We start from the raw sequence: 11,464 nt of genomic DNA on the forward strand, positions 1-11,464 counted from the left end.
GCATCATATGGAGTTGATGAAATCGAGCATTTTCTCGGAGAAAAGCTTGGGGTTATCGGCGTGGAGCCAGTGTCCGGCATCCGGAATGGTCTCGAGCGTGTAACGAGGAAACAACCGGCGCATGACAGGTTCGTGATCCTTGGCGATATAGGGGGAATGTTCGCCACGCAGGAAAAGTGTTGGCCCGTCATAGACATAGCCTTCGGGCACATAGGGCCAGTTTTCGATGTTGGGCATCGAGTTCGTGATATCCCTGAGGCCAATCTGCCAGCCAGGCTCGGTGCCCAGACGAACATTCTGGAGCATGAGATCGCGTACGCTCCGGTTTGGGATTTCCTTCGCAAGAAGCTGATCCGCGCCCTGACGGTCGAGATGATCCGGGAAATGGATGTGCAGCATGGCCTCGGCAAGCTTGGCCTGACCGAAGCCCGTCCGTGCAGGCGCCATGTCACCTACAAGCAGTCCCGATACCAGTTCGGGATGCTGCAGGGCCATGATCATGGCCAGCTTGCCGCCCATGGAATGACCGACAAGAATGGCGGGCAAGGCATCATGGGCGCGCAGGGTCTCCACCACATCCTCTACCATGGCCGGATAATCCATAGGTCCGTGAGGGCTGTCGCCGTGGTTGCGCAGATCAAGCGCCAGTGTGCGATGCGTATGAGCCACCTGACGCTGCAGAAACCCCATATTGCGTGCGCGTCCGAACAGGCCATGCAGGAACACGACCGGCGGATGTCCGGCCGGCTGGGCCGATAGGCGTTCGATAACGTTCAGCTGCACGATGAAGGGGTCCTTTCAGGCATTTGACCAGTCGGGCGCCGTGTGAGGCAGAGGCGGAGTCTGGGGTTTTCTGTTGCCTGGGGCAAGTCGGACCGACAATAAGGACAGCGATCTGCTTCGGTCCTCAAAGTCATGTCAGGATCTCTCTTGGGTTCAGGGTTCCACAAAGCTGTACGCCGGCAGGCCGTCACGCGAATCCGCCAGATGGTGCATGTTCCGTACTATGCCCGCGCCCTCGTGCGATCCAATGAAATCTGGTTGACTGTTCTATCGTCTTGTGTCGGCGCTCTTGCAGGGGTGAGCGTGTGGGTCATGACCTGCAGCACGCTTGCAGCGCATCGCTGGCTTTATGACCTGCATAATGATGGGCGCCTTTCCGGACTGACCAGCCTCGCCCCATGGCGCACTCTTGTGATGCCGTGTCTGGGCGGGTTGGTACTTGGCCTGTTCGGGCTACTGATCGCGAAACGCTTCCGCCATCGACCCGTTGACCCGATCGAGGCCAATGCCCTGCATGGTGGACGTATGTCTGTGCGTGACAGCGCTATCGTGGCGTTCCAGACCTTCCTCTCCAATGGCAGCGGCGCCTCGCTGGGGCTTGAGGCTGGGTTCACGCAGATTGCAGCGGCACTCGGGAGTTTCTGCGGCCGCCTTTTCAGGGTGCGCCGCGCCGATTTGCGTATCCTGGTGGGATGCGGAGCTGGGGGCGCGATCGGGGCGGCTTTCGATGCCCCCATCGCGGGCGCGTTCTATGCGTTCGAGCTGGTGATAGGGACCTATTCCCTCGTCAATCTGGCGCCTGTGGCGGTAGCGTGTATCGCGGCTGTGGGGACGGCTCATCTGCTGGGAGGCGTCAGCACGACGCTTTCTCTTCTGCCCCATCCTCAGTTGACCCTGCGCGATACGCTCCCGGTGCTGGCGCTCGGCGTGTTCTGCGGGCTGATCGGCATTGGCACCATGCGGGGCGTCACTCTGGCCGAAACAGTGTTCCGCCACCTGTCGTTGCCGTCTTGGCTGCGTCCTGCGCTGGGCGGGCTCATGGTAGGGGGGCTCGCGCTTTATTCGCCCTCCATTCTCTCGGCGGGCCATGCTGCGGTCAGAAAGGTTCTGGAGGAAGGGCAGGCTCTCGGGCCCATCTGCCTGCTCCTCATTTTCAAGGTCATGGCCTCGTCCATTTCCATCGGCAGCGGCTTTCGGGGTGGGCTGTTTTTCGCCTCGCTTTATCTTGGGGTGCTCTCAGGGTCGCTTTTTGGCTTTGGCCTCGAGTCATTGGGCCAGGGAGGCCCCTCGGTCACGACCTGCGCCGTGCTCGGTATGAGCGCCACGGCGGTCGCGATCATCGGTGTGCCCATGACCATGACCTGCCTGATCCTTGAGATGACCGCAGATCTGTCGCTTGCAAGCGGTGTGTTGCTGGCCAGCGTGCTCTCTCTCCTGACGGTGCGCCAGCTCTTCGGTTATTCCTTTGCGACATGGCGGTTCCACCAGAGAGGGGAATCGATTCGCTCAGCTATCGATGTGGGCTGGCTGCGCGAACTCGTGGTCGAGAAACTGATGCAGCGCGAAGTGCCCTGTCGCGCCCCGGAGATGTGTCTTGCCGAGGCGCGGCTGAGCTGCCCGCTTGGTATGGGGCCGCACATCGTTCTGACAGAGCCGGGGGGGCGTTATCGCGGGATCGTGTTGCTGTCTGAGATTCACGCCCCCGATCATGCGCCCGAGCGGTCTTTGGCGAGCCTCGCCCTGCAGAGGGAGACGGTTCTGATACCGGGCATGTCCTGCCGTGAGGCGGTCGGACTGTTCGAGCGGGCCGAGGCAGATGCACTTGTTGTTGTGGCTGATTTTGCCTCCGCAAGGGTCGTGGGAATACTGAGTGAGAAATATGTCCTGCGCCGCTATGCCGAGGCTCTGGACCGCACCAGAAGGGAGCTGGCCGGAGAGGCGCGTATGGTGTGACACGCAAGGCGCAGCGGGGCGAACCGGGCTGAAGAAATCATTGTCCAGCTGTTACGAGGCGTTGACACGACACGTCGACATGGGTAGCAGACGCGCACCAAGGACTCCCCGCTCAGGGGAGAAAAGCGAGGTATGGAATCGTGGGCGCACAGGACGACCTGAACGTTTCCTCGCAAGCGGGCGAAGGTGCTGAGAGCTTCGACAAGAGGCTTGCAGAGGCTGAAGCCCGGATGCGCGGCAAAAGCGGCAAGTCGGACAACGTTTCCACGCGGGATAGTGGCAATGCCGATTACTCGGCATTCGGGCTGGCAATGAGGATCGGGACCGAGATGGTCGCGGCGCTGGTTGTCGGTGTGGTTCTGGGGTATGGGCTTGATCGCCTGTGCGGGACCAAGCCTCTTTTTCTGATCCTGTTCTCGCTCGTCGGCGGTGCGGCAGGAATGCTGAATGTCTGGCGTGCGGTGAAAAACGCCAACGTCTGACGTGCTGGCGCAGGGTCATGTGCCGGTTTTTGGGTTTTCATGGATCGCCGGGGTTCTCCCGGGGTCTGCATCGTAAACGGGAGAGGCAGCTTGGCCGCCGGATCAACGATTGACGCGCTCGGCCAGTTCGAGCTTCATCCTGTTCTCGGGCAGATCGGCGAGGCGCTGCGCTTCAGCCAGTCTCCGGCCTTCATGCTGGTGGCTATCGTCCTGGTTCTCGGCTTCCTGTATATTGGCATGCGCCCCGCCGCCGTGGTGCCGGGACGAATGCAGGCCGCGGCCGAACTGGGCTACGACTTCATCCATAACATGGCTGTCGAAACCATCGGCAAGGAAGGCACCGCCTTCTTCCCGTTCGTTTTCGCTCTGTTTTTCTTCATTCTGGCCGGTAACTATCTGGGCCTGATCCCTTATTGCTTCACCTTCACGAGCCATATTGCGGTCACGGCGTCTCTGGCCATCCTCGTTTTCGTGGTGTCGATTCTGGCCTCGCTGAAATACCAGGGCATCAAGTTCTTCGCGCATTTCATGCCTGAAGGTGCTCCTGTGTTCCTTGCGCCGCTTCTGATCCCGATCGAGATCCTTTCCTTTCTTTCGCGACCCGTCAGCCTGTCGATCCGACTTTTCGCCAACATGATGGCTGGTCACGTTCTGCTCGAAGTTTTCGCCGGCTTCACCCTGATGCTGGCTGGTCTTGGAGCTTTCGGGTCGGTGCTGGCCGTGGCGCCTGTCGTCATCAATGTCGCACTGACGGCTCTGGAATTGCTGGTGGGCGTTCTGCAGGCTTATGTGTTCGCCATCCTCACCTGCATTTATCTGCGTGAGGCTGTGGCGCACTGAGTGCACGCCCCGATCCACGCTCAACTGTTGTTTCGTTGTAACCAAGGAACCTGACTCATGGACGTCTCTGCTGCTCGCGAAATCGGCGCCGGTATTGCTGTTATCGCTCTTGCCGGTGTCGGCATCGGCCTCGGCAACATTTTCTCGACGCTGGTGAGCTCGATCGCCCGCAACCCTGCCGCTCGCCCCCACGTGTTCGGCCTCGGCATGCTCGGCTTTGCGCTGACGGAAGCCGTCGCACTGTTCGCTCTTCTGATCGCCTTCCTGATCCTCTTCGTCTGATCGAAAGGCAGGGATAGCCATCATGCGCCTTCCGTCTCGTAATCTCGCTGCCCCGCTGGCCATTGCGCTGGCGCTCGGCACTGTGCCGGGACGGGCCTGGGCCGTTGGCATGCCGCAGCTTGACTTCTCCAACCCCTTGCTCATCGGGCAAGTGGTCTGGGGAGCAGTCATCTTCGCGGTTTTCTACGTCATTCTGAGCCGCTCGGCCCTGCCGCGCATCGAAGGGGTTCTGACCCATCGACGCAACCGGATCGAGGGCGATCTCGATATTGCCCGCCGTGCCCGTGACGACGCTGATCGCGCCGTTGACGAGCTGCGTCGCGCCCGTCATGACGCGGCCGCACAGGCTCAGGCCAATATTGACCGGGTCGTTCAGGAAGCCCGTTCGGCTGCCGAAGCCCAGACCCATGAAATGAACCATCGGCTCATGGCCGATATTGCCGAAGCCGAGAAGCGCATCGCCTCTGCCCGTGCAGAAGCGCTCGCGAGCCTGCCTGGCGTGGCGACCGAGACGGCCCAGAGCCTGATCGAGAAGCTGCTGCGCCCCGCCGGTATCGAGAATGCAATCTCCGAGGCACAGGTGCAGGACGCCGTCCGCACCGGTCTTGCGGCAAGCAGAGGCTGAGGGATAACGCGATGTTCCACGATCAACGTTTTTGGGTCGCCGTTTCCTTCGTCGCCTTCTTCGTGCTGTTCGGTGGCAGGCTTTGGAAGGCCATTGCGGCCGTTCTGGACGCCCGCGCCAATCAGGTCCGTAGCAACCTCGATGAAGCGAGCCGACTGCGTCGTGAGGCCGAGAAGATGCTTGAGGATGCCACGCGCGAGCGTGAGCAGGCTCTGGCCGAATCCCGCGCCCTGATCGAGCGTTCGCGTGAGGAAGCCGCAGCTATTGCCGAGCATGCCCGCCGCGAAGCCGAGGCTGTCGCGTCGCGTCGCGAGCAGATGGCGCGTGACCGTATTGCTGCGTCCGAGCGCCAGGCAATTCGTGAAATGCGCGAGGTTGCAGCCGATGCCGCGATCCAGGCAACACGCGCTCTGGTTGGCCAGTATCTGCGCTCTGAGCAGGCCGGGGCCTCAGCCCTGCTCGATCGGGGTATCAGCGACCTGCCCCAGGCGCTCAAGGCATCGAATGAGGCCGGATCGCGCAGCCAGAGCGCTGCGTGACCGATCTGTCCGGGCTCCATGCCCGGACAAGCCATAGGCGGTTTCTGCCATGAGTGTACGACTTTCCATCGTCATTGCTGTTCTCAACGAGGCGGAAAATATCCGTCCGGTTTGCGAGGAACTCGCGAACGTCTTCGAGAACGCCCCCGATATCGAAATCCTTTTTGTCGATGATGGCAGCACGGATGCCACCTGCAAGGCGCTTCTGGCGGCGCGCGGGGAGCTGCTTCCCGGACTGCGCCTGTTGAGCCATGATCGGCGTCGGGGTAAATCGGCAGCCCTGCGCACGGGTATCGAGGCGGCGCGCGGGCATTGGGTCGCCACGCTCGATGGTGACGGACAGGACGATCCGGCGGTCATCATCGACATGCTCAAGCGGGCCGAGGCCTGCAAGGAGGGTGAGCCGCTGGTGGTGGGTGTGCGCCTCAAGCGCAGCGATCGGTTGTCGCGTATCATCGCCACGAAGCTGGCCAATGGCCTGCGTCGTCGTCTGCTCAAGGATGGCTGCCCCGATACCGGCGCCCCGATGAAGCTTTTCGCGCGCTCTGCCTTCCTGCGTATCCCCCAGTTCGAAGGCGTGCACCGCTTTCTTCCCGCCCTGCTGGGTTGTTACGGCGCAAAGCTCATCTGTGTGGAGACGCGTCATCGCGCCCGTCTGCACGGACAGTCCAAATATACCAATTTCAATCGCGCGCTCGTCGGCATCCGTGATCTTCTGGGTGTCATGTGGCTGCTCAATCGTACGAGACTGCCGGGCCGCGTAACCGAACGCTGAGGGCTCTCATGACTCTGACTTGGCGCCACTATCTCGGCGTGGCCTTGCTGACCCTGCTGATCTTCCTGCCGGGACGCATGACCCTTGTACCGCTCGATCGCGACGAGCCGCGTTACATGGAAGCCTCGGCCCAGATGATCGAGAGCGGCAATTATGTCGATGTCCGCTTTCTCGATCAGCCGCGCTATCTGCAGCCCGCGGGGATCTACTGGCTCGAGGCGACTGCCGAGAGAATCGCAGGCGGCGCTCACAGGCGTCATGTCGCCTGGCCCTATCGCATCCCCAGCCTGATCGCCGCCATCGCGGCGGTGACCCTGACCGCCTATCTCGGCGCGAGCCTTTTCGGTGGGGTGGCCGGTCTTCTGGCGGCGGGTTTTCTGGCGGTTTCCACGCTGCTGACCGCTGAAGGCCGCATGGCCACGATCGATACGGTGCTGCTGCTCGATATCCTGCTGGTTCAGACCGCGCTGCTGCGCGCCTATATGGATGAGCAGCGTAACCGTGTGACGCCGCTCCCGATCGCGCTGCTTTACTGGGTGGCGCTTGGCTGCGGGCTCATGCTCAAGGGGCCGGTGGTGCTGATCCCCGGTCTCGCGACACCTCTCGCGCTCCGTATCATCGAGCGTCAGGCGCGCTGGTTCCGGCGCCTGCGTCCGAGCTGGGGCTGGTTGCTGACCCTTGCCGTGGTACTGCCCTGGTGCATCGCCATCGGCGTGGTGAGCCATGGCGAATTCTTCTCGCGTGCCGTTGGGACGAATTTTCTGGGGAAGATCGGTCATGGGCAGCAGGCGCATGGTTCGCCCCCGGGCTTCCATATCGCGGTCTTCCTGCTGGCTTTCTGGCCCGGTTCGCTCTTTCTGGTTCTGGGCCTGCCCGCCATCTGGGCGCGTCATCGCGAGCCAGCCATCCGCTTCCTGCTGTGCTGGATCGTTCCGCACTGGCTCGTTTTCGAGGCGATCGCCACCAAGCTGCCGCACTACGTATTGCCCACCTATCCGGCAATTGCCATCCTCACAGCCGCGACCCTGACCCGCTGGCCACTGCATCGCCCCAACGCGCTCTGGGCGAAAGGCATGATGGGGCTTTATGGGCTTCTCTGGGGGGTACTCTCCCTCGCTTTCGTCGTGGCAGGGTCAATCCTGCTCTGGACGAGCGAGCGTCGTCTCGATTATGGCGCCCTGATTGCGTTTGCAGGGGCCTTGCCGCTGGTACTCTACGCATTCTGGCTCATCTGGAAGACTGAGCGCTTTCGGGCAGCCTGGGTCATGCTGAGCGCGGCCGTGGTGATCCATGCAGGGATTTTCCTGACGGTCATCCCCAATCTGGGTCTGTTGCAGCTCGCACCGCGTGCTGCCGCTCTGTACGATGATTATCGCCCCTGCGAGGACAGTACCCTCGTTTCCGTTTCCTACTCCGAACCGAGCCTGGCTTTTCTGGCAGGGTCGAACACGAAGCTTCTGGGAGTGGGGCCAGCGTCAGACTATCTTGCGAAGAATGCGTCCTGCGCATTGGTTCTGGTCGACCGAAAGGATGAAACAGCCTTGTATGCTTCTATGGCAGCCAAAGGCTTCGGTCTGACGGAATATGGCCGTGTGAACGGGCTCAATTATTCCAATGGTCATCATCTTGATCTGGGACTTTTCGCCCCTGTGCGTCAGTAGAGCCTGACAGGATGAGTAGCTTGAAGAGGGAAAGCGGTCTTATTTCTATTCGCTTCACTTCTTCAAGTAATCATCTATCCAACCGTGGAGTGATCAGGCGGTACGGTCGGCAGCAATCGTGGCAACAAGAAGCGCGCCAATAACGGGAATGAAGGAGATCATCGACAGGGCGCTCAGCGCGCTGAACGGGTGAGCAAGAAGATTGGCGATTTCGACGGTGAACATGTGAATTTCCTTGGGTATCTGATGTGTCGGCGCGGTAAGAGCGCTTAAACCGATCCAAAGGCAATCTCATAAAACGCGTTCCAGCAATGCAGTAAACGCATGGAACGAACATGGTTTCTATTTACGGGTTACTGGGGGTATTAAAGGGATATAAAATTCCGCCTCCCCCACCCTCGAACGTTATCTTGTTGCTTTGATGAGCGCCATCGGCTTGGGAAGGGCACCGTCTCTTTTCAGGCCATGCCATGCAAGAAGCGTGTCGACCAGAAAGGAAGAGAGCGCACCGACCGTGCAGAACAGGGCGCCTCCAAACAGAAAGATGAGCCAGGCGACGGTCTGACTGTTGTGCAGGCTGCCAACGAAAAGCGCCAGAGCGGCGCCGCAGGTCGAGGCGCCTCCCACCCCCCCCAGCATGATGGCGCTGTCGAGTGCGAAGACACGGCGTCTCAATCGGCGCTGATGACGCTCGAGTTTTGCGCGCTCCTCCGGATCATCCGTCTGGCCGTCCAGACGATGCGCCACTTCCTCCACGTGATCGGATACCCGGGCCAGGCGTGTATTGAAGAGCGTCAGGAGGGAGGCCACGCCGGACAGCATGAAAACCGGGGTCAGCGCGGTCTGGATGACATGCGCAACGCTGTCGATGGGTTCGGGGGCCAGAAGGGCGTTGAGGCCGACAGGGTCGAGCGCCATGGGGCAGGGGCTCCGGAGTCTGGAGGGCAGGAGAGGGGCAGGTTCTACAGCCCTGGCAAAACTCTGCAACATCAAGGGCCCGGCACTGGCACGGGGCCGAAGCTGTGTTAGAACAGGCTGTAACAGAATGCTCCCTGCTTCAAGGTGGAAATTCCGCGCGTGCCGAACCTTCTCTCCCTGCGCCAGCGTCTCTGCGCCGCTCTTCTGGTTGCCCCACTGGCTCTCGCCGCCGCACGGTCTGCAAAAGCTGCAAGCGTCGAATTCTCCCGCCTCACCTGGACCGAAATCCAGACTCAGATTCGAGGCGGCACCGACACCATCATCGTGCCCGTGGGCGGGACCGAACAGAGCGGCCCCTATATTGCGGTCGGCAAGCATAATGTGCGGGCTGAAGTGCAGGCTCAACGGATCGCCCAGGCGCTTGGCCACACGCTGGCCGCGCCTGTGATTGCCTATGTGCCTGAAGGCGGGACGGATCCGCGCAGCTCCCATATGCGTTTTGCTGGTACCATCTCGATCCCGCCCGCCGTGTTCGAAGGGGTGATCGAAGGCGCGGGAGAGAGCTTTCATGTGCAGGGTTTTCGTCGTGTCGTGTTTATCGCCGATCACGGGGGATATTTGTCCTATCTCAAAGCGGCTGTGGCCAGGCTGAACAATAAATGGCGCGGTCAGGGAGAAGCGATCTACCTGGCCGCTTATTACGATAGCATCGGGTCCACCTACGCTCAGGTCCTGCGTCAGAAAGGCTTCGGGGCCGATCTGGGCAAACATGCCGATCTGAGCGATACGGCGCTCATGCTGGCCATCGACCCGGGGATGGTACGTGAAGAGGCCCTCAGGGCGGCGCCCCTGCCAGGCGTGGCCCAGGGTGTCTATGGGGGCGACCCCCGTCCCGCCACTGCGGATCTGGGGCGTATCGGCACGGAGATTCAGGTTCAGGCAGCACTCAATGCCCTCGGCAGATCCCGCTGAGATGAATCGTTTTCAAGGAGCATCTATGAAGTTCTCACGTCATGCGTTCGTTGTTTCGCTGTTGGGTCTGACGCTCGGCGCAGCCCCTGCGACACGAGCGCAAGAGGCCGCACCGAAAACGGTTCCGGCCAGCCCTGCCGCCCCGAACGAGACGGCACCCGCAGGCTCCGCGGCCCCGGCAGCCCCCGTCACGAGTGCTCCTGCAGCCGGGGCTCCTTCCGCTGCCCCGGGCGCGCCGGCAGCTCCTGCGGTGGCCGATGCCCCGATCCAGACCATACCGGGAATGCCGCCCGTGCTGGATCCGCACGACATCTATAGCGAGACGGTGGCGGGCAAGATTTCGCCCGCGATCAAGGACGATCTGGCACGGGTCTATGTGCCCAATCTGCGTGGCAACAGCGTATCGGTCATCGATCCGGCGACCTTCAAGGTCGTCGACACCTTCAAGGTCGGCCGCAGCCCGCAGCATGTCGTGCCGAGCTGGGATCTGCGCACGCTCTGGGTCACCAATAATGCCGAGGGCAGCAATGACGGCAGCCTGACGCCCATCGACCCGCGCACCGGCAAGCCCGGTCAGGCCATCACGGTCGATGATCCTTACAACATGTATTTCACCCCCGATGGCAAATACGCCATCGTCGTGGCCGAGGCTCACGAGCGCCTTGATTTCCGTGACCCGCACACGATGGCGCTTGTCGGGTCGGTCGAGGCACCGCAATGCAAGGGCATCAACCACGCCGATTTCTCCATCGACGGGCGCTACGCCATTTTCACCTGCGAGTTCGGGGGGTATCTGGCGAAGATCGACACGGTCAATCGCAGTCTGATCGGCTATCTGAAGCTTTCCAAGGGCGGTATGCCGCAGGATATCCTGACAGCGCCTGACGGGCATAAGTTCTACATTGCCGACATGCATGCCGATGGCGTGTTCGTGGTCGATGGCGACAGTTTCAAGGAAACGGGCTTCATCCCGACCGGCCCGGGCACCCATGGCGAATATCCCAGCCGCGACGGCAAGTTCATGTATGTGGCCAATCGCGGATCGCACAAGATCCATGGCCCACGTCGCAGCCCCGGTAGTGTCTCGGTCATCGACTTCGCGACCGACAAGGTGGTCAAGACCTGGCCGATCCCCGGCGGCGGGAGCCCCGACATGGGCAATGTCAGCGCAGACGGCAAGCTGCTCTGGCTCTCGGGTCGCTTCGACGATGTTGCCTATGCCATCGATACCGAGACGGGCGACGTGAAGAAGATTCCTGTCGGTGCGGAGCCTCATGGCCTGACTGTCTGGCCGCAGCCGGGCCGTTACAGCGTGGGTCATACCGGCATTCTGCGCTGATCCTGCTTATCCCGCTCCGGTACCAACTTTGGCATCGGGGCGGGGCTTGCTTTGAGCACGCCGTTGCCCTCCCGGTCAGCGCCCGGGAGCTGGCGCGTCATCCAGCCTCACAGGTCAGAGTTCGCTTGAACAGGCCCAAGGCCTGACTCTCCGCCTGCATAATGGCGGGGAGTCAGACGAGCAGATCATCGCAACGCACAGGCCGTCCTCCAGGCATTCCGCGAATACGGGCACATGGCAGGGTCCGCGATAGGCCGGCCCCGGTGGGCCACGCCCTTCATCACCTTATCATGGC

Annotated in this window: 13 protein-coding genes; 10 read left to right on the plus strand and 3 right to left on the minus strand. The window is 61.6% G+C overall.

What is annotated here, in order from left to right:
- Window positions 1-3: 3 nt before the first annotated feature.
- Window positions 4-783 (minus strand): alpha/beta fold hydrolase, encoded by a 780-nt coding sequence (locus tag AA0535_RS00560; protein ID WP_264813928.1) that lies wholly within the window; start codon window positions 781-783, stop codon window positions 4-6.
- 312 nt (window positions 784-1,095) lie between these two features.
- Between AA0535_RS00560 and AA0535_RS00565 the strand changes: the two genes are divergently transcribed.
- The 8 genes from AA0535_RS00565 to AA0535_RS00600 all read left to right on the plus strand — a co-directional run bounded on the left by AA0535_RS00565 (window position 1,096) and on the right by AA0535_RS00600 (window position 7,940).
- On the plus strand, window positions 1,096-2,736 hold the full coding sequence (locus AA0535_RS00565; protein ID WP_264813929.1) for a chloride channel protein: 1,641 nt from the start codon (window positions 1,096-1,098) through the stop codon (window positions 2,734-2,736).
- Window positions 2,737-2,876: 140 nt separating this feature from the next.
- Complete coding sequence (locus AA0535_RS00570) at window positions 2,877-3,218, plus strand: AtpZ/AtpI family protein (protein WP_264813930.1); 342 nt, start codon at window positions 2,877-2,879, stop codon at window positions 3,216-3,218.
- Between the two features lie 90 nt (window positions 3,219-3,308).
- Window positions 3,309-4,058, plus strand: a complete 750-nt coding sequence (locus AA0535_RS00575; RefSeq protein ID WP_264813931.1) for a F0F1 ATP synthase subunit A — start codon at window positions 3,309-3,311, stop codon at window positions 4,056-4,058.
- Window positions 4,059-4,115: 57 nt separating this feature from the next.
- Complete coding sequence (locus AA0535_RS00580; protein ID WP_023977841.1) at window positions 4,116-4,340, plus strand: ATP synthase subunit C family protein; 225 nt, start codon at window positions 4,116-4,118, stop codon at window positions 4,338-4,340.
- Window positions 4,341-4,362: 22 nt separating this feature from the next.
- Entirely contained in the window at window positions 4,363-4,965 is a 603-nt protein-coding gene (locus AA0535_RS00585; RefSeq protein WP_127102979.1) for a F0F1 ATP synthase subunit B family protein, read from the plus strand.
- An 11-nt stretch (window positions 4,966-4,976) separates the two neighbouring features.
- Window positions 4,977-5,504 (plus strand): ATP synthase F0 subunit B, encoded by a 528-nt coding sequence (locus AA0535_RS00590; protein WP_264813932.1) that lies wholly within the window; start codon window positions 4,977-4,979, stop codon window positions 5,502-5,504.
- A 49-nt stretch (window positions 5,505-5,553) separates the two neighbouring features.
- Window positions 5,554-6,279: a glycosyltransferase family 2 protein gene (locus AA0535_RS00595; protein ID WP_264813933.1), complete on the plus strand. Its 726-nt coding sequence runs from the start codon at window positions 5,554-5,556 to the stop codon at window positions 6,277-6,279.
- Between the two features lie 8 nt (window positions 6,280-6,287).
- Window positions 6,288-7,940 (plus strand): ArnT family glycosyltransferase, encoded by a 1,653-nt coding sequence (locus tag AA0535_RS00600; protein WP_264813934.1) that lies wholly within the window; start codon window positions 6,288-6,290, stop codon window positions 7,938-7,940.
- Between the two features lie 93 nt (window positions 7,941-8,033).
- Here AA0535_RS00600 and AA0535_RS00605 read toward each other — a convergent pair whose 3' ends face one another.
- Together AA0535_RS00605 and AA0535_RS00610 are read right to left on the minus strand one after the other, a co-directional pair.
- Window positions 8,034-8,165 (minus strand): hypothetical protein, encoded by a 132-nt coding sequence (locus AA0535_RS00605; RefSeq protein ID WP_264813935.1) that lies wholly within the window; start codon window positions 8,163-8,165, stop codon window positions 8,034-8,036.
- Window positions 8,166-8,345: 180 nt separating this feature from the next.
- The gene (locus AA0535_RS00610) at window positions 8,346-8,858 is read right to left on the minus strand and encodes a DUF2721 domain-containing protein (RefSeq protein WP_264813936.1); all 513 of its coding nucleotides are present in this window, start codon (window positions 8,856-8,858) and stop codon (window positions 8,346-8,348) included.
- Window positions 8,859-9,017: 159 nt separating this feature from the next.
- Here AA0535_RS00610 and AA0535_RS00615 point away from each other — a divergent pair, with 159 nt between their 5' ends.
- Window positions 9,018-9,830 carry a creatininase family protein gene (locus AA0535_RS00615; RefSeq protein WP_373319242.1) on the plus strand — a complete coding sequence of 271 codons (813 nt, stop codon included), beginning with the start codon at window positions 9,018-9,020 and terminating at the stop codon, window positions 9,828-9,830.
- Window positions 9,831-9,855: 25 nt separating this feature from the next.
- Window positions 9,856-11,169 carry a YncE family protein gene (locus tag AA0535_RS00620; protein WP_264813937.1) on the plus strand — a complete coding sequence of 438 codons (1,314 nt, stop codon included), beginning with the start codon at window positions 9,856-9,858 and terminating at the stop codon, window positions 11,167-11,169.
- Window positions 11,170-11,464: the final 295 nt, after the last annotated feature.

This window comes from Asaia krungthepensis NRIC 0535, assembly GCF_025995175.1.
GTDB lineage: Bacteria > Pseudomonadota > Alphaproteobacteria > Acetobacterales > Acetobacteraceae > Asaia > Asaia krungthepensis.